16 protein-coding genes and 1 pseudogene are annotated in these 19,983 nt (G+C 39.1%); all 17 read right to left on the bottom strand.

Annotated features, from left to right (window positions below):
• Positions 1 to 330: 330 nt before the first annotated feature.
• A complete protein-coding gene (locus HMPREF9421_RS02565) occupies positions 331 to 3,108 on the bottom strand; it encodes a GBS Bsp-like repeat-containing protein (protein WP_006597016.1) in 2,778 nt (925 codons plus the stop codon).
• A 229-nt stretch (positions 3,109 to 3,337) separates the two neighbouring features.
• Positions 3,338 to 4,435: a UDP-galactopyranose mutase gene (gene glf, locus HMPREF9421_RS02560; protein WP_006595425.1), complete on the bottom strand. Its 1,098-nt coding sequence runs from the start codon at positions 4,433 to 4,435 to the stop codon at positions 3,338 to 3,340.
• 13 nt (positions 4,436 to 4,448) lie between these two features.
• Positions 4,449 to 5,448 (bottom strand): annotated as a pseudogene (locus HMPREF9421_RS02555) (acyltransferase).
• Complete coding sequence (locus HMPREF9421_RS02550) at positions 5,445 to 6,866, bottom strand: flippase (RefSeq protein ID WP_006595422.1); 1,422 nt, start codon at positions 6,864 to 6,866, stop codon at positions 5,445 to 5,447. Before HMPREF9421_RS02550 ends, HMPREF9421_RS02555 begins: the two are co-directional and overlap by 4 nt.
• A 49-nt stretch (positions 6,867 to 6,915) precedes the next feature.
• Positions 6,916 to 8,082, bottom strand: coding sequence for a hypothetical protein (locus HMPREF9421_RS02545; RefSeq protein WP_006595421.1), 1,167 nt, complete (start codon positions 8,080 to 8,082; stop codon positions 6,916 to 6,918).
• Between the two features lie 123 nt (positions 8,083 to 8,205).
• Positions 8,206 to 9,234, bottom strand: a complete 1,029-nt coding sequence (locus tag HMPREF9421_RS02540; protein WP_006595420.1) for a glycosyltransferase family 2 protein — start codon at positions 9,232 to 9,234, stop codon at positions 8,206 to 8,208.
• 13 nt (positions 9,235 to 9,247) lie between these two features.
• On the bottom strand, positions 9,248 to 10,225 hold the full coding sequence (locus tag HMPREF9421_RS02535; RefSeq protein WP_006595419.1) for a glycosyltransferase family 2 protein: 978 nt from the start codon (positions 10,223 to 10,225) through the stop codon (positions 9,248 to 9,250).
• Positions 10,226 to 10,240: 15 nt separating this feature from the next.
• Entirely contained in the window at positions 10,241 to 11,245 is a 1,005-nt protein-coding gene (locus HMPREF9421_RS02530; protein WP_006595418.1) for a Stealth CR1 domain-containing protein, read from the bottom strand.
• A 19-nt stretch (positions 11,246 to 11,264) separates the two neighbouring features.
• A complete protein-coding gene (locus HMPREF9421_RS02525) occupies positions 11,265 to 12,416 on the bottom strand; it encodes a glycosyltransferase family 4 protein (protein WP_006595417.1) in 1,152 nt (383 codons plus the stop codon).
• A gap of 2 nt (positions 12,417 to 12,418) precedes the next feature.
• Positions 12,419 to 13,591, bottom strand: a complete 1,173-nt coding sequence (gene cps2T / locus HMPREF9421_RS02520; protein WP_006597005.1) for a beta 1-4 rhamnosyltransferase Cps2T — start codon at positions 13,589 to 13,591, stop codon at positions 12,419 to 12,421.
• Between the two features lie 37 nt (positions 13,592 to 13,628).
• Entirely contained in the window at positions 13,629 to 15,002 is a 1,374-nt protein-coding gene (locus HMPREF9421_RS02515) for a sugar transferase (RefSeq protein ID WP_006595415.1), read from the bottom strand.
• Positions 15,003 to 15,016: 14 nt separating this feature from the next.
• Complete coding sequence (locus tag HMPREF9421_RS02510; protein ID WP_006595414.1) at positions 15,017 to 15,712, bottom strand: tyrosine-protein kinase; 696 nt, start codon at positions 15,710 to 15,712, stop codon at positions 15,017 to 15,019.
• Between the two features lie 12 nt (positions 15,713 to 15,724).
• A complete protein-coding gene (locus HMPREF9421_RS02505; RefSeq protein WP_006595413.1) occupies positions 15,725 to 16,420 on the bottom strand; it encodes a Wzz/FepE/Etk N-terminal domain-containing protein in 696 nt (231 codons plus the stop codon).
• A gap of 42 nt (positions 16,421 to 16,462) precedes the next feature.
• A complete protein-coding gene (gene cps4B / locus HMPREF9421_RS02500) occupies positions 16,463 to 17,194 on the bottom strand; it encodes a capsular polysaccharide biosynthesis protein Cps4B (RefSeq protein WP_006595412.1) in 732 nt (243 codons plus the stop codon).
• Entirely contained in the window at positions 17,187 to 18,665 is a 1,479-nt protein-coding gene (cpsA, locus tag HMPREF9421_RS02495) for an LCP family glycopolymer transferase CpsA (RefSeq protein ID WP_050786740.1), read from the bottom strand. The genes cps4B and cpsA overlap by 8 nt, the downstream gene beginning before the upstream one ends.
• 331 nt (positions 18,666 to 18,996) lie before the next feature.
• Positions 18,997 to 19,644, bottom strand: coding sequence for a hypothetical protein (locus tag HMPREF9421_RS02490; RefSeq protein WP_006595410.1), 648 nt, complete (start codon positions 19,642 to 19,644; stop codon positions 18,997 to 18,999).
• On the bottom strand, positions 19,644 to 19,862 hold the full coding sequence (locus HMPREF9421_RS02485; protein WP_006595409.1) for a hypothetical protein: 219 nt from the start codon (positions 19,860 to 19,862) through the stop codon (positions 19,644 to 19,646). Before HMPREF9421_RS02485 ends, HMPREF9421_RS02490 begins: the two co-directional genes overlap by 1 nt.
• Between the last annotated feature and the right edge of the window lie 121 nt (positions 19,863 to 19,983).

Below are 19,983 nucleotides of genomic sequence, written 5' to 3'. Positions count from 1 at the left end.
CTTCATGGAGAGTATCAAATTATTTTCCATATAAAACCTTTTATACACTTTAAATTGTAATACTTTTCTAAACCAATTTCAATAAAATATAGATATTTTTTTCAAAATAATGTTTTTTGCGTTCAATTAATTTAAAAAGAACTTCAAACTAGTTCTACTTCCGAATGTTTTTCTTTGAATCGTCAAATTAATTCCGATATATGGCTAACGTTTTTAAAATAACATTAGTTAATCGTAAACAAAACCCGAACCTGGCACTGTACCCCAATAATGGGACAAGAGAAAAACCACAAAAAACAGTCCCTAGCCTGCTAGGAACTGTCCTTCTTTTTAATAATAACGCGGTGTTGCAAAGCCACGGATATTGCCATGTCCAATTCGGTAAACATTGCGTTTTACAGTACCGACATCATGACCTGAATTTCCTTCAATTGTATAGATCATCCCATCGCGAACGGATTCAACAATCCCAATGTGATCAGCCCAACCATCATTTGATTGATGATTCTGATCCCAGTTAAAGGTAATAATATCACCCGCTTTTGGTGTAGAAGCTCCATCCTCATTCCAAATACCTAAACGTTTAAAAATTTGGATATGGCGCTCTACGCCACACTCCCGACCAATCAAATGACTAAGGCCTTCGCGTTGGAAAACTGTTGTAACAAATACATCACACCAGTCATCTGAATTTTTTACAGTATAGCCAACTGGTAGGGGATGTACGCTATTATAATCCTTGACCAATTGATGATGGGCTGTGCTTCCGCTACGAACACCGACAAGACTTGCTGCAGCTCGTAAAATACGATCTCGTTGACCATTAGAAACATGAGGATTGTATGCTGTTTGATCAACTGTCTCACGAGGTGAAAGAGCTGTTTGACCCAGGTTAAAGCCTTCAACGCCACCATCCACATAGTCCACATAGACGTGAGTGGTATAGTTTCCTTTCTGGTACTGGTGATTCGCTGCAGAGACTTGCACTTCTGTATGGGTACCAGAAGGTGCTGTAGTATACCAGTAGAGATTTTCTTGATGAGCTTGAGACCAGGCTGCAACACGGATGTTCTTAATCCGACGTCCCTGAGGTGCTTGGTCCACTGTTACCGTATAGGTACCGTTATTCGAGTTCACATCCTTGATGTAGGTCTGTGTTTTGGTCTTAGCATTACGGAATTCAACGTCTGTAGTTATCCCACCAACACCGACTCGTGTGCCATCATTTTGGATGTAGTAAAGATGAACATGGTATTTACCAGTGGAGTTCTTATGATCACTCGCTTTGACGGATGCCTTGTAGTCTCCATTCGCTTGACGAGTCGCTTCGTACCAACGGATATCATCTTGACCATCCTTATCAGACCAAGTTGGAACTTGAACTGCCCGCACACCTTTAGGGCTGTAGACATCTTTAATGATGACGTCAAAAGTTCCCGTATCCTTGTTATTGTTTTGGATTACAATCGTACCAGAACGACGGGCTTGACGTACTTCTGCTGTAGTTTTTGTAATATAGTTTCGTTGGTTGTCATTGTCCACATAGTAGACATGGACATTGTATTTGCCATCCTCATGTTTATGATCTGAGGCTTTGATGGTAGCTCGGTAACTTCCATCACTCTGAAGGACAGCTTTGTGCCAAATAAGATCATCAGGTCCGTTTGGATCCGACCAGGTTGGTACCAGAACTTCTTTCAAACCTTTTGGTGCAACAACATTACGAATTACTGCGTCAAATGTTCCTGTACTTAAGTTATTGTTCTCAATCGAAAGCGTCCCTTGCGGCTTAGATTGACGAACTTCTACAACGGTCTCAGTAACATAACGACGTCTATTGTCTTGATCAAGATAATGAACGTGTACTTGGTACTGACCTAAAGTATTCTTATGATCACTGGCCTTAATCGTTGCTCGGTAGGATCCATCTGATTGACGAGTGGCCTTATGCCAAACTAAATCATCCTGACCTCCTGCTACACTCCATGATGGAATCAAGACTTCCTTCAAACCCGTCGGTGATACTACATTGCGAACAACTGCGTCAAAAGTTCCTGTAGTTGAATTATTATTCTCAATCGAAAGTGTTCCGCTTGGCTTAGTTTGACGTACTTCTACAACGGTCTCTGTAACATAACGACGTCTATCATTTTGATCAAGGTAATGAACGTGTACTTGGTACTGACCTAATGTGTTCTTATGCTCACTTGCCTTGATTGTTGCTCGGTAGGATCCATCTGACTGAAGACTTGCCTTATGCCAGATTAAATCATCCTGACCTCCTACTACGCTCCATGATGGAATCAAAACTTCCTTCAAACCCGTCGGTGATACTACATTGCGAACAACTGCGTCAAAGGTTCCTGTACTTGAATTATTATTTTCAATCGAGAGCGTTCCACTCGGCTTAGACTGACGCACATCTACAACAGTTTCTGTGACATAACGGCGTCGATTTCCCTGATCAAGATAATGAACATGGACTTGGTACTGACCAACTGAGTTCTTGTGATCACTTGCCTTGATCGTTGCGCGGTAGGAACCATCAGCTTGACGAACAGCCTTATGCCAGATTAAATCATCCTGACCATCTGCTACACTCCAAGATGGAACCAAGACTTCCTTTAAGCCAGTTGGGGATACTACATTGCGAACAACTGCATCAAAGGTTCCTGTGACTTCGTTGTTATTTTCTATACTTAAATCCCCTTGAGGACGACTTAGAGTACTAGCTGTACGCCCAGATGGGGCCTTGGAACTAGCGCTATAGAAAGTAGTGGTTCCTGTTACTGGTTTCGCAGTTGACTCAGAAGATGGCGCAGATTGTCCTGCTGAAATAGGCTTTGTTTCTACCTGTGGCTCTTCCACTTTCGGAACTTCTGAGCTAGTGACTGGAAGCTCTGTTACTGAGGCTGGTGCCGCATATTGACGAGTCCCTACTTCTTGCTTTTCCTCGACAATTGGTGCTGAGCTAGCTGGTGTCGTTACTGCTTCGCTTTCAGTGACTGCCGATTCTTTCACTCCCACTTCATCAGCATGTGCAACTTGAACAGACGCAGCTAGCAATACAGCTGTACTGGCAAAATAAATGAAATCCTTTTTTCTCATTTCCATTCCTTTAGTGATTTTTTATACTCTCCCTATTCTACCATACCAAATCCTCCAGGAAAAGTTTTATGAGGTGAATTTTTAAAATTAGTGATAATGAGTAGAAAAAAAGAAACCACTGAAAGGCTTCTATTTTATAATTTTATTCAATGCATTTGTTAAATAACTTCCATTACGAATCTTTTAAAAACTCTTCTTTTAGCAAATACTTCATGAATCACTGTTTCTTTCAATCAAACTCATTTGCTACGACTTCTAGAGCACGCTCAATAACCACGTGCATATCGTAGTATTTATAGTCTGCTAAACGTCCACAGAAGATGACCTTGTCATTTTTAGAGGCTTCTTCTTGGTACTTAGCAAACATGGCGTTGTTCTTTTCATCGTTGATTGGATAGTAGGGCTCATCTCCACGTTTCCAGTCAGCTGGGTATTCACGGGTGATGACTGTCTTCGGTTGAATACCGTACTCGAAATGCTTGTGCTCGATAATCCGAGTATAAGGAATCTCACGCTCGGTATAGTTGACCACAGCATTGCCTTGATAGTTTTCCTCATCCAAGATTTCGTGTTCAAATCGCAGGCTACGATATTCCAACTCCCCATGTTTGTAGTCAAAATACTGGTCAATCATCCCTGTGAAGACCACTTTTTCCGCTGAGCTTTCCAGCTCTTCACGATTGGCAAAGAAGTCAACTCCAAGCTCTACTTCTACATCTCCAAGCATATTTTCAATAATGACATTGTAGCCACCGATTGGAATTCCTTGGTAACGGTCATTAAAGTAGTTATTATCAAAAGTCAATCGAACTGGAAGGCGTTTGATGATAAATGGTGGAAGATCTGTAGCAGAGCGTCCCCATTGTTTTTCGGTGTAACCCTTAATCAACTTTTCATAGATATCTGGACCAATCAACTTGATGGCTTGCTCTTCCAGGTTTTTAGGTTCAACATCCTTCATATCAACTGTTTGCTCAGCAATCTTATCCTTGACTTCTTGTGGTGTCTTAGTTCCCCACATAGCGTAGAAGGTGTTCATGTTGAAAGGAAGATTGTAGAGGCTGCCCTTGTAGTTAGCCACTGGTGAGTTGATATAGTTATTGAATTTAGCGAACTGGTTCACATAGTCCCACACTTTTTTGTTAGAAGTATGGAAAATGTGGGCACCATACTTGTGGACATTGATGTCTTCAACATTTTCACAGTAGATATTTCCACCGATGTGATCACGTTTGTCAATCACTTTTACTTTTTTGCCACGCTTGGTCGCCTCATGAGCAAAAATTGCTCCCGATAAACCAGCACCAACAATCAGATAATCGTACATTTTGAGCTCCTATTTATAATTTAACAATTCGATTGAAATAAGGGATTTTCAACAATATTCCAACCACAATGAAACTAATGCTTAATGTGAAGATGGCAAAAAGGAAATGGGCTCCTGCAAAACTGAATCCCACTAGTTTCTCCCACACCTTCATAATATATGTATGTATAACAAAAACTCCCATTGTTTGATTAGAAAGATTGATAATCCATCTGTTTTTATCTGTATTTAAATCAAACGTGAGTACCGTCAAAAAAGTTCCTAAACTTACAGCTTTCACAAGAATACTATCGTAAAAATATTCAGCAAAAAGATTATGATGAATATCCTTCGCTATCACAAACAAGATTAACGGTGAAGCAAATAGTAAAACTACGGTGATTACTTTCATCCAACTCTTAAAACATTTTTTTAAGAATATCCAAGTTGAATTGAGCGAGAAAACCACCTAAAATATAATAGAAAAACCAAGTCCATAATCTAAATGTCTGTATAACATAAAATTGCACTGGCTTTTGAAGCAAATAATTTGTCAGTTCAAACATCAAACCAATAATTACTAGGAGAGTTAAAATAAGTAAATATCTATTTATTGAATTTAGAAACTTTTTCAAAATAGGTAAACACAAGTAAATAATTATTAGAGCACCAAAAAACCAAAATTGAAAAAAATAACCTTTTTGTATCAAAGAGTCCAAAATTATTCTTATAGGATTTTCGGAAAAATCTCTCTTATATATCCAAATTATTAAAGACCAAATTGATACGGTTATAAAAATCCATTTTACTTTCTGCAGGATGTATGAATAGCTAATCTTATTCCTTCCCAATAGTAAATAGCCATTTACCATAAAAAATAGAGGAATTGAATAGGTACCTAAGTAATATAAATATGTCAAATAATTCCAAGATCTAGTTTCTTTAAATCCTGATATTGTAGTATGGAGTAATACAACTCCTATACAAGCCATGATTTTAAGGAAATCTAGGTTTATATTCCGTATTTTCTTCATTTCGATTGTTTTCCTATTGTTTGTTTAAACTCTTTCACATTCACCACCTTAAAGAGCAAAATCAAGGTTCCATAGATGACCCCACCTAGGCCAGCATACAGAATGACATTCAGAGTCGGTGAAAGATAGACAATGGATTTGGCTAGTAGCAAGAGACCATACATGAGGCCTGAAGCGAGCACAATCTTCATCATTGAGCCCATAATCGGCACTTCTTTAAGATAGGTTCGTGTGAAGTAGAGTTGAATCCCCCATACCAAAGATTCTGTCAACACTGACACAATTGCAGCTCCAATAAAGCCCAGTTTTGGTAGGAAGATCAGGTTCAATCCGACACTGACAATGGCAGGAACAGTTGTCGAAATCATAAATTCTTTGTTTTTATTATGAGGGATTAGAATTTGAATCCCCATGATATTGGTCCATCCGATAAAGAACATTCTAAAAATCATGATGGCAATGGCATAACGCGCATCCTGGAAATCCTTCCCTAGGAAGAATTGAACAAAGTCATCATTGACAATCAGCATGCCGGCAATAATGGGAAAAATGACTAAATTATAAATCAAAAAGGACATTTGGTGCATCTTGTTAACAACCTTGTGATCTCCCGAGGATAAGAGGCTCGATACACGAGGCAACATGACACTCCCCAGCGAGGTCACCAAGGTTAACAAAATATTGACGAGTTTTAAGGCCTGGTCGTAAATCCCTACATCCATCTTAGATGCGAGAGCCCCCAGCATGGTTCGGTCCAAAGTGACATACAAGGAAATGGCAATCTGCGGTAAAAAGAGTAGAATGACCGGTTTTAAATGCACCCGTGCATAAGCCAAATCAAAATGGGGTTTCCCAATAAATTCACGAGCGGGTAGCCACATACTGAGCTGACCTAAGAGCTCAAAGATCGTTAGTAAGAATACATAGAGATAAAGATCATTGGCAGATTTGACAAACAAGAAGATGGAGATGACTCCAACCAGTTTGACCGTGATATTCCGAATTGTAATCTTTCGGAAATCCTCTAACCCCTGAAAGAGCCAGGAAATGTCGAGTCCCTTAGAAACCAAGCTAAGTCCTAAGATATAAGCGACAGGATTTTGCATGAAAGATAGGGTTACACACAAAAGAACATAGAGGGTAAGGGATAAAATCGTGGCCCCCAACTGGAGAGTATAAATCCCCCAGAAATTCTTTTGGATGTCTTTCCGGTGTCCTGAAATCTCTTTGGTTCCATAATTAGCCACTCCTAGGGTCGCCAAAAGGATAAAGTAGGTGACAATGGAGTTGAAATAGCCATAAGTCCCTAAGTCATTTGAACTAAAAACCCGCGTTACATAAGGTGTTGTGATAATCGGTAAGATAATTACCAGTAACTGGTAGGAGAGATTATAGGCGTAATTTTTTAACACTTTCATAATGATGTAACTCGTCTTAATCTTTCTTTTTAACTGGAGTTAACTCAGTTTATTCAATTTTTTTATCTGGATTCATAATAAATAATCGACTAATAAACAAAATTAATGGAGAGTAGCGAAGAACCAACATCTGAGGATCAAACATTCCATGGATAATCATAATCCCTAAACAGGCAAGTACGATATCTTTTCGAATGGATACAAAATATTTCATAACTTTAGTAAGAGCAAACAACATAAAGGCACTGACGATTAAACCATCAATAACTAACAGCTGAACAAACGAGCTATCAATGAAATTATAATTACTAGTAAAGTTCCCAAATATATCTAACGTAGAAAAAGAAATTCGTTGCCCAAACAAATGGACTCCAAAATTTTGAAAACCTTCTACACTAAGCCTTAGTCGATTATGGGTGTATTGATCCACTAAGTGAAAAAGATTGCCAGATGAATAAAAACAAAAATATAAGATAACAACTAAGGCAAGAATAAAACCATAATTCGTTACTCGTGAAATCCAAAAATTCTCAATAATAAAACCTTTTTTAAATATTTTGATACTAAATAATGCATATGCAAGTATCAAAATGCTTAAGTAAAACGGACTGGATGTTGAAGTTTGTTGGTACATGTAAATCGTAGCCGAAAATAAGGCCAGTAATTCTATGTAAGAAATTTTTTTACCACGAAACATCAGATAACTACACAAAGCAAAAAATAACCTTTGTGAAGCAAATGATACATAATTAAAACCCAAACTAAAACGATAACCGTTGTCTGCATTCATAAACATATTGGCAATAATACCTTGTTGACTGGCAAAAATCGTCAAACAAAGTACTGAAAATGTCGCTAGAGAAAAAGTAGCCAATAATTTTCTAAAATCAATATCTCTAGCAGAAAAAACAAGAAGCAACACATTTATATCTAACATTCCATCACGATTTTTTGAAACTATAGACATCACAATAAAAAATACTATTACTATTAATAATTGTTTCCAATGAAATCTAAAATAATGTATAGTTTTCGAAAAGTTCATAAACTCTTTTATCAACAGCATTAAAGTAGTACAATAAAGGACTGTGCGGTAAAATGATAGAAAGCCGTCTAATCGAACAAAATAAGTGGTTGTGACTAATGAAGCGACAACAACCCACACAAATAGGGTAAACAAATAGATTTTTTCTGAAATAAAACGATTGTTATTCACAAGTACTTTCCATACCTTTCGATTCTTGTATTAAAGGAATCCAAAATAATTTAAACGTAAGATAAATAGTAATAAGATCAGTCATATATATTGATTTATAAGAATTTCGAAATAATACACTAATCAATCTTTCCTAAACCTCTCATATCCCTTAATTTTATCCATTATCCGATTGTAAATTAAACATAATTTGTATTGTTTATATCTTAACAACTTTCTAAACACAACATAACGATGTCCAATGGAATAATCTAGTCTACTACTATTAAAAGCCTTTGAAAATTCATTATCTTCTATTGTGGTTTTCATCAATTTTGACGCTTTATTTAAAGAGTAGGTTCCATTTAACCAAAGTGGTCCAAAGTAACGATCAATAAAAATAGTCATTGCATTTATGATGAACTTATCCTCTAGTAATTGTTTATCAGAATTATCAGGATAGATAGATAATATTTTTCTTACCTGATTCACAAATTCTACTTGACCAGCTAGATTTTTTTCGTTATAGAACATTAAACTATGCGTACCTGTTACAGTATAAAATTTTTCTGAACTAAGTAGTACATTATCTGCATAAGTAATAAAGTTAAAATTAAATAGCACATCTTCACTTACAGATAACTCTGTATTGAATCTTATCCTATTTTTATTAACTACCTCTGTTCTAAAGAACTTTCCTGCTACTCCAGGTTCAATGCCATATTCACCAATTCGTAACGAATTTTTAAAAACATTGATTTTCTTTTCAAAAGAAATTCCTGGTATATATAGATTTTTATCCAAATATTTAACATCTGTAAATAAGATATCAAAATTTTCCTCTATACTTAAAAAAATATCTAAAAAATTCTCTTCGAAAAGATCATCACTATCAACAAAGCTGATAAATGTCCCAGATACCACATCTAATGCTGTGTTTCTAGCTTGACTTACACCACCATGGTTATTTCGTATAATAATCAAATTATCAAAAACAGATTTATATTCTTCCAATATAGCAACAGTACTATCAGTTGAACCATCATCAACACAGATTATTTCCACAGAACTACTGTGTTGACCAATTGAAGCAATTAGACTATCCATCGTTTTTGCCAAGTATTCTGAAGAGTTAAAAGTTGGCATGATAAAGCTCAACAGTAGTTCAGACATTTTTTACTCCTTATTAATAATTAGGATCTACTCGTTTACCCATACGTTGAAAAATACCATCCCAAAAACCTTTCCAAATAATCGGAACGTTCTGTTTTAAATGTCGATGGCGAATAGCAAGCACAAGATGATGAGCAATTAGTATCAGTGGGCTTAACTGACGAACTTTCCAATTTTTTCCATAACGCTTGTCAAAAATAATATTGTTTCGAATTTTATAATAGTTTCTCCAATTGTAAGGTTCTTCCTGCTTAACAGCTCTCGGATCCACCTTCACTGCAAGTTGACGATGTAATTGTGCTTTAGTAGCAAACACAATTTCTGAATACTGTTGAAGGCGTTGTGCAAAATCTGAATCATCATACTCAATGAAAAAACCACTGTCAGGAATACCAACTTTTCGAAGCAATGACATTTCAATAACAGGACCTTCAAATGGCATATCAACAACTTTTATCGCATCTTCATTGAACGGTCCATATGTTACCGTCTTTCTCAACTCCGTCCAAAATTTATGGTGATCGTCAAAATCAAAATTCGTAATAGCACGATCGTCAAAATTCTCATCTGTTCGATTCGGAATACCCACATGAACATTTTGTAAAAACATTTGTTCCATAATTTTACCCAAGCAATCAGGTTCTGGATAAACATCATCATCCATGATCCAAACATAATCGTAGTCAAGTTTAGAGATTAACTTAATGCCATTAGCAAATCCACCAGCACCTCCAAGATTTTCATGATTATGATAATAATAAAAGCGCCTTCCATCCTTTTTAGTTTCATACAGTTGATTTTCTACTATTTCATTTCCTTTTACGTCAATGTAGCCTAAATCAATAAGTGTCTCTTCCGTATTATCTGTAGCATGGTTATTAAAAATTAATATCCCAGAAACTTTTTGTTGTTGGTTTAAAATACCTTCTATTGCCTTTTGAAGATATTTTGAACGATTGTAGGTTACTACTAATGCACAAACTGATTTCATTCTTTCTCACTTTCTTTACAATAATTCAAAACCACTTTTTTCAGGCAACAACTTCTCCATTGTAGTAATAAATTCCTTCATCACTTTTTCTTCATCTTGAACATTAAATCCGTCATTGATACACATAATTTGGTATTTTCCAGAATTCAGTAAGTCCCAAAATTCTGGTCCGGCATTATCCAAAGAAAAGAGTCCCCCTAACTTGGGATTTCCAATAGCATATTGACCACTAGCAATCTGCCAATACTTAAAGACCCAAACATTAGTATCAGAAGGATTTCTGAAGCGACTAGCCGAGGTTTTTTCCAAGATAGCTTTTTCCTTTTCCCATACCAAATCCATAGTTGACTTTAATAGTGGATAGGGAAGATGACTCTCCCAGAAACCACAGATAAATTGACTGTTTCTGTATAGTAGTGACTTGACAATATTTTTCAATCCCTGCTTAGGATTAAAGAATTGTCCATTCTTCAAAATTTCATTTCTACTGAAATAACTATTTATTATTTCCATATCATTTATTTGAAAATTCCCTGTACCAAATCTCTCAGGAATTATCGGAGATAACGCTGTATTGTATTTAGGTAAACCATTTTCAGAGAAAAAATCTGATGGAGAAACTGGAGCAGTTAAATACATATCATCATTAAAAAACACAAATTGTTCCGAAAGTCCTGAAATATTGTGAAGGTTACTTTCAATAGGATTTGCAGAAAAGACCGGTAAATAATCTGGAAAAATAATTTCTTTATGATCCACAACAACCAACTTCTCATTACTTATATCCAACCAATCTGGTTTCTGATTATCAGTTACAAGATAAACTTTATTTACCCACGGAGCAAATTTTTCTACACCTCTAAACCAATACTTAAAGGTACCCCAATCTCTGTACGCTTTTTCTGAATTCATGCTTTTTTTGGACGTATCTACTGATCCATCATACCGACTTTTCTTTTCTCGCCAAATCGGATCACTTCCATCGACCCAAGTTACCACAAAATCAATTGGAAAATTCATATTACTTCCTTAATATTATTTACTTATATTTTTTATACAACTCCGAAAAATTTCGAATATAACTTTGTAATGAAAAGAGTTCCTTTTGATGTTTGACAGATGCCTTGCCAAATTGCGCTCTCTTCCCTATATTATAGACCAATTCTTGAATTGCCTTAAACAATTCTTCAGGCTGGTTTGGTGTAGCAAGAAGACCGTTTTCACCTTCCCTGACCATCTCACAGACACCACCATGTCGGTAGCCCACGACTGGTTTGCCACAAGCCATGGCTTCTAGTACGACTGTTGGCAGTGGATCTGGATTGGTACTTGGCAAGACAAAGATATCAAACATATTATAGAGCTCTGTCGTCTTGCTATAATAGTCAATTCGCTTGATTTGTCCAGCTACTGGTGAGTTAGAAATAGCTTTTTCCAACTCATCCACGCGCCACTCCTCCCCCTCAAAAGCACTACCTGCTAGAAAGGCTACTGCTTTTGGATTAGCCTGTAAGATTGGAGTCACAGCTTCTAGGAAGTCTCCTTGCCCTTTCCAAGCATTCACTCGACCAACCATACCGATAACCAAAGCATCCTGTGCGATCCCAAATTGGTCACGGACCACGCTAGCATCCATCACCTGATAGACAGCATTGTCAACACCATTATAGATAACTTGAACCTGCTCGTCTTTCACATAGCGAGACTGCTTGACATGATTAGCTACAGCATTTGAAACTGTCACAATCGTATCGGCATAGCGCCCCATCAAAAAGTTGATGAAGTCTGAAATAGCCTTGGGCTTTACGATAATCTCATGCACGTGCCAAATCAAAGGAAGTTTCAACTTCCGTTTAAGGTAAATCCCTTCTAGCACCGCAGTCGTATTGTTGTGAACGAGGGTAATGCCATTCTCCTTAGCATATTGAGCAATTTGTTTGGAGTAACGGTTATAAGAGCCAAAGTACTCAAGGATTCCTTTTGGATTAAAATATTTGCGGCGCAAGATTGGGTAATCAATGACTTTAACCTTAGCACCGACCTTTTCTAAAGCACCTACTAAGACACCGTCATTGGGTAAGATGACATGAGCTTCGAAAGCATCCTTATCCAATCCTTTAATAAGCTCCAACAACACTTTGTCAGCACCGTACATTTCAGCACCAGCGTGAAGGTATAAAATTTTCTGCATGTTTATCCCTTAAACTCTTTCTCATAATCAGCTACGATCTTCTCCCAAGTGAAGGCTTTTGCGATGCGTCGGCTTGATTTCTCATTGAGGGCTTCAATTGCTTGAGCGTCTAGTTGCTCAGCCTCATTGATGACCCTTGCCAACTGGTCTTTGGCCCAATAGAGAGCCCCGTCTTCTCCCACTTCTCGGTTGAAACCAACATCTAACAACAAGTTGAGCTTGGTTGATTCCAAAGCTTCAAGAAGAGAGGGGTTGGTCCCGCCTACCTCATGACCATGGAAATAAGCAAAAGCTTGTTCGCGAATGTACTTCAATAATTCCTGATCATAGACCGTCCCGACAAACTTCACTCGAGGATCTCGATCAAATCCTGTATCCTTGCGCAACTGTTCATAGAACTTGTTTTGCTCTACATTGGTAATGAGGACAAAATCTTTTTTAGAACTGGACTGCATAAAGCCACGAATCATAGCCTCATAGTTATTTTCAGGTACAAAACGTCCCACTACTAAGTAGTAATTTCCTTCAGAAACTTGCTTGTCTGCAAACCAAGTCCGAACTTTCTCGTCTTCTTTGCTCAAGATAGACTTGCTTGTATCCGTTCCATAGGCAATATAGGTCGTCTTAGGCTGATACTTAGCATAGTCCTTCTGAATATAAGCCTCGATATTCTTGCTATCACAGATCAATAAATCGGCATGTTTGACCATGAGCTGCTCAGAGAATTTCCAATACTTACGGACTGGAAGACTCCACTTGGCCCGCAACCACTCATGCCCATCTGGATTGACCATGAGGGTCCCACCGATTGCCTTGATCTTCTTCTTGATCCCAGCCATAAAAGGTCCGATCCGGCACGCTAGGACATAAAAGATCGGTGCTTGATCCTTATTTTCCTTGGCCATTTCAATAGCCTTATTGAGAGCTGCAATATCATAAGCAATGGCACGCGCAGGACCGATATTAGGGACGTCAATATTGTAACAGATTGCTCCATTATGCTCGAAAGTATCAGCTGAAATCCCTGATTTTGCTGAATTCTCCCGTATACAGGCTACATAGTATTGAATCTCTCGGTCTTGTTGGCACTCCGTCAGCTTTTCGACAAAGGTTTCAAAACCACCATATTTTGCTGGAATTCCTTTAGAACCCACGATATAAACTGACTGTTTCATTTTTCTCCTTACATGGAAAGGACGAAGCAGGAATTTCCTACTTCGCTCCATCTCGTTTAAACACAACTTTGATCGTCTTCAGCAAGATCTTAATATCTGACCAGATGGTCCAACCATCGATATAGGACACATCTAGGCGGACGACTTCGTCAAAGTCTGTAATCTCACTGCGGCCACTCACCTGCCAGAGTCCTGTGATACCAGGCTTAAAGCTCAAGCGGCGTTTTTGTTCTGGAGTGTACTTCTCATACTCATCCACTGTTGGCGGACGGGTTCCAACCAGACTCATATCACCTTTTAGGACATTAAAGAATTGGGGCAGCTCATCCAGACTGGTCTTTCGGATAAAGCGCCCAATTGGCGTAATCCGAGGGTCATTGTCCATTTTGAACATGCCACCGGTCATGGTGTTTTGATCCATCAATTCTTTTTTCCGTTCCTCTGCATCGACATACATAGAACGGAACTTATAAAATTTGAAATAGCGGCCATTTTTCCCGACCCGCTTCTGGGCAAAAATAGCAGGACCACCGTCCTTACGAATCAAAGGAACCAATACAATCGCCACCAAGCCACAGAGGAGCAAGCCCACCAAGGAACCACAAATATCGATCACACGTTTCGCGGTCACATGACTCGGCTTATAGAAGTTGGTCGAGAAGGTGACGACATTGAGCCCAGCTACTTCTCGAATCCGTTTGTTGCCGGCAAAGTTCAAATCAAAAGCATTGAGGTTGACGGTAACGTCGATCCCCATGGTCTCAAATTGTGAGACATACTCCCCAATATCATACTCTTCACTTGGAAGATTGAGAAAGACTTCGTCTACCACTTCATAAGTCGCAAAGGTCAACAGGTCTTCCTTTGGAACAATCCGAACAGAGCGGTGTTGAAAGTTTGGGCGGTCTAGTACGGTGACAGCTACCACTTCCCCACCGCTATCATTTGACGAAAGAAGCCGATCCAGAACTTTATCCAGGCGAGAATTCGCCGTAATCAAGAGAATCTTGTGACTGCCTTTGAGGCTATAATAGAAGCGCCGCCAGTAGCGTTTGATCAGGTAGTTCATCAAATAAAGAACAAGTGTTAGCAGGAACAGAAAATAAATCATTCCGCGACGGGAGAGGGAGAACTTCTCCTCCAAAAAGAAGCTCGAAAAACTGATGGCAAGCGCAAAGCACAAGCTGTATTTCAAGGTTTGTAAGAAATCGACTAGATGCCCTCGCTTGAAATAATCTTGGTTGTAATCGCTGACGTAAAAGGCTACGTAATGTAACAAATACAGATAGAAAATTGTATTAGAATGGATTTCTGTCTCTGTCACAAAACTAAACAAATAAGCCACAACTAAAACTGGTAAGCTTTGGACAAAGGCCAAAGCAAATTTGTGAAATCCCCTTCCTTCTATCATAATATCCCTATCCCTTATCTTTTTTTCCCATAATTACCATAGTTCCCGTAATTACCATAGGAACCATATTTTTCTAATTGAATATCAAATTTATTGAGGACCACTCCTAGGAAGGGTGTCCCCGTCTGCTCTAGTTGCTCTTTGGCCTTTTGAACAGCCTTGCGACTAACAGCTCCTGCTGCCGTCACAATCAAGCTACCATCACAGCGTTGAGCAATAATCGCCGCATCAATCACCATCCCAATCGGAGGTGTATCGACAATAATATAGTCATAATGATTACGAAGCGCCTCAATGATGACCTCGAAGTTTTTGCTTTGCAAGAGGCCTGTAGGGTTAGGCGAAACCTGACCCGACAAGAGAACGTCCAGTTTTGGATAGTCTGTCGTCGCAATTGCTTGGGAAATCTCACTCTTCCCAGAAAGGACTTCTGTCAAACCAGCAACACGGCCTTGGCTCTTGAAGACACCTGTCATCACCGAGTTACGGATATCCGCATCGATCAACAAGGTTCGATAGCCCGCACGCGCAAAGGCTGTCGCCAAATTCGTAGAAATGGTTGATTTTCCTTCGTTTGGTTGCACAGATGAGATAGCAACGACCTTAATATTGGTCCCACTCAACTGAATATTGGTACTCAAGGCATTAAAATACTCTTCAGCCTGAGTCATCGCTGCTAATTTGCTTTTTACAATTTCTAAGGTTGCCATGAATTCTCCCTCTTACAGTTTCTTCACATGAGGGATCACACCTAATAGTGTGATGCCCATCACTTCTTCGATATCTTCTGGTTTCTTCACACGGTCATCCAATACCTCTGACAAGATCACCAGAATGGAAATCGAGACACCGCCAAGAACAAAGCCAATGACAACATTTCGTTTGATATTTGGTGAAGAAGGATTTTGCGGGACAACTGCCTCATCCAATGTTGTCACGTCAGACACCTTGGTTACAGCAATAATTCTTTCTGCCGCTACATCTTTCAAACCATTCGCAATGCGAGCTGCTTCTTGTGGATCTGGGTCTGACGCTGTGATGGACAAAATCCGAGTATCTGTCGGAACGGCCACTGAGACTTTCTTAGCGAGCTCTGCTGGAGTCATTTCCAACTTCAACTCTTCAATGGCTTGGTTCAAGACATTTTGAGAAAGGATAATCTCACGGTAGTCTTTAACCAAGTAAGATCCCGCTTGAAGATCTTGGTTAGTCAAGGCATTGTTTTCTTGGTTCTGACGGCTGACCACGTAGATACGGCTGGTACTTTGGTAGATCTTTTTCGCTACAAAAGCGCTGTACCCTAGGGCTCCAATCGCAAACAACAAGGCCGTAATGATAATTGAGAATTTACGACGCCATAAGGTTTTAAAGAGGGAGACCACATCCAATTCGATCTCTTGGCTCTCTTGGTTTTTCATATTCACTTTCTCCTTTTCAATCCCCGTGATGGAACTTGATTGTTAAAATAATTCGTTATCCAGTAATGCTTGTTGATTTTCAACAAAGAGGGCACGCGCCCGGTCACTTCCGTAGCGTTTTTCAATAATCTGATAAGCCTTTTCCATGTATGGCGGTCGTTGATCGACATTGTGCATGTCGCTGGCAACAAAATGGACCAAGTTCTTGTCCAAGAAATATTGGGCACGATGCTTCATGAACTTGTAGCGATCACCAAACAGTTTAGGCTTGAGGACGCTCGAACTATTGATCTGGGTATAGCATCCCATTCGGATCAATTCCCGCACCCGTTTTTCATTCTTTTCCAAACAGTGGTAGCGTTCAATATGGGCAACCACCGGAGTTACTCCTAAGCGCAAGACCGCACTTAAGGCTTGGTGAATCTCCTTGTAGGGTGTCGCCATACTAAATTCAATCAAGGCAAAGCTGGTCTCAGCAAGCGTTGGAATAGTCCCGGCTTCCAGTTTTTCAAGAATATCTCGCGTATAGTAGATTTCTGCCCCGAAATGCAGTTTCATTTCAGGCAGATAGGTCTCCACCATCTCTTTTACTGCCAAGTAGTTTTGATAGATCTTTTCTTCCGGGGTTTCAAACATCCTTTTTCGACGATGGGACGTCGAAACAATAGTGCGAATCCCTTGACGGTAGCTTTCCTCGATGAGGAGCTTACTATCCTCAATCGTCTTTGGTCCATCATCCACATCAAAGACAATGTGTGAATGAATATCAATCATTGTTTTTTCCTTCCATGGTTTGGTTTATCTTTTCTTTGGCTTGTGCCACGCTATCAGCATTCAACTCCATCATGTAAAGAGCAGATCCTGGCATAGCATATGAAGGCAAATCATTTCGACCTTGTCCAGTGACAGCTTGTGAAGTCACCTTGTAGCTTCCGCCAGTCTCCAACTGTGTATTGACCAAATTCATGATCGTTGGCAGTGGCATATTGGTTTGCAAGGAATCTTGTAAACCAGAAACGATTTCATTGTAATTACTCAATGCTTTTGTCGATGTTAATTTATGGATAATGGCTGCGATCACTTTTTCTTGGTTCTTCCCACGATCGTTGTCTCCACCTTCGAGAGAGTAGCGTTCACGGACAAAGCCAAGAGCCTGTTCCGAATTCAAGTGAACTTTTCCTACAGGGAAGTGGTAGTTCCCGTGTAGACTTGTAAACTCTTGATCATTTTCTACATCAATCCCTCCGACGAGGTCGACAAGCTTCAAGAAGGATGTGAAGTTCAAGCGGACATAGTAGTCGATCTTGATGCCGTACAGATTTTCCAAGGTATGAATAGACGCATCTACTCCGTAAATCCCAGCGTGGGTCAACTTATCCCCTTGGTTGTTTCCGCCATCGGCAATCGGTACATAGGCATCGCGCGGAGTCGTCGTCAGCAAGACTTGCTTGGTCTTTCGGTTGACCGTCATGATAATATTGACATCAGACCGAGAAACCGACGTCACTGGACCGTAAGTGTCAATCCCACTGACATAGATGTTAAAGGTATCCGCATTAGCATCCGCCTTTGCCTTGGTTTCCACTTGGCGGCGAATCTTGTAAGAGTAAATTTTCTTTAATTTTTTCGCATAGTCAGCATCCACACTTGCAATGGTATCTTCAAAGGTACTATTCAAGGCAATGGCTTGTGTCTTGTCTTCTTGTAGGGCCTGGTAGGCTGCCGCATAAGATTCCACATCTTCAATGGTCAAGTCATGCTGGCGCGTTTTCTTCACTTCCTCTACCAAGGCTAGAAGATCATCTGCATTGTTATTTCCCGTAGGGGCCACTACACTACTAATTTCTTTGATATCTTGGATCGGACTATCTGCTTTGACATAGACAGCCATTTCAAATTCCGTATAGTTGGCATTTCGGTTCACATTTCCAGAGACATCGACCAATTTCTGGGTAACATAGGTCCCCATGGAAGTCCCTAGCAAGCCTAGGACCAATAAAAATAGCGTCGTCTTTTTAGCCTTGCCTGCAAGGATCAAACCCAAGGTTAAAAAAAGTCCGCCAACTAGCGAGACCGTCACAAAGATATTCAAATAACGGAAAGCTAGGATATTGTAGCTAAAGATATTATAAAGAAAGAGTCCAGCCACAAGTAGCGTTAAGACCCAGAGACCACTATTGACAATACGTAGCTGATCCCAACTGCTAGTTCTGGTTGAACGTTTGTTTTCTCTGCTTCGATTCATTTTATCCCCCATACTATTTTCTTAAATATTATAACATAAAATCATCCCAAAAATCGGAATCTATGCCCAATTCTCCACTATTAATTTTATACTATTCTGAGCTCTCTGTACAGTAATATGGGAAAAAGAAATGAGTAAATAAAAAGAGGCTGGGACAAAAGTCCTAGCCTCTCAATTGTCTTTGGATTATCGAGCAAGACGCAGTGGTTGAGTGGGCTCTACTACGCTGATTTTATCAGCTTTTACGGCCCTACTCAACTGTGCGGAGGTGGGACGACGAAATCGAATTCTAACGAATTACCGATTTCTGTCCCACTCTCTTTTTATGGGTTTATACTTTATCTTTTGAGGTTGAGCTTGTGTCTAAATCTTTGCTAGTTGAAGAATCACTCTTCGAGGAATTACTTCCTTTACGAGTTTCAGCCCCATCAGCAGAGTATTCGTTTACAAAGATTTCCTTACGCAATTCAAGGAAGCTTTCATCACTAAGGATGTAACGTCCTTCTTTGGTTTTCGTCAATTCCAACGTGTACTCGCGTGGTTCGATGTAACCAAAGTCTTCATTCAAACGGTCAAAGGCATAGTAGAACAAGAAGTTGTTCAATAGAGACAAGCGTTTTTCTAGATCTGGATCTGTGTTGTCTTCTAATTTTTTAACATCTTCAATTCCGTTTTCAAAAAGACTAGATTTTGCACGGTTGATTAAGTTAGCCAAGTCACGTGTTGCAATTGCACGAGATTTGAAGGTAACTGTCGCAGTATCTCCTTCGTCTTCTACCTTAGTGATTTCATAGTCATCACCAATCGTTGCTAGCACTTTGAAACGAGCTTGGTCAAACAATTCCAAGATTTTTTCTGGAGTAAATGTTTCAGTTGTGAGTTCAAGTGTGAAGTTTTCTGCAGGCAGATATTTTGATGCATTTTCATCAACAAATTTTTCGGTAATTTGTTTTTTCCACTTGTCAACTGACGTTCCCATCAAGGTTGTGAAACCAGAAGAATGGTCCGTGAAGATGGCACGAAGAATAATATCTCCATCTTTCTCAATTTGTTTTTTGTTTTTTCTTCTTGTGATTCGCTAGATTGTTCTACTTTATCCTCTTTGGCTTGTTTTTTCTCAGTAGCTGGTTTTGATGAACAAGCAGCTAACAACAATAAACAGGCTGGTAAGACGCCATATTTTACGAGCTTTTTCATAAGTTCTCCTTATTTTTTATAGATTATGTTCATTATACCAAAAATAGCCCCCTTGAACATTCTTAGACAAGCCTATGTAAAGAAATTATAATATTTTGTCTCTCCTTCGTAATAAAAAAGA

This window comes from Streptococcus australis ATCC 700641, from assembly GCF_000186465.1.
In the GTDB taxonomy this organism is placed as follows: domain Bacteria; phylum Bacillota; class Bacilli; order Lactobacillales; family Streptococcaceae; genus Streptococcus; species Streptococcus australis.
This window is presented reverse-complemented; position numbering and strand designations above follow the sequence as displayed.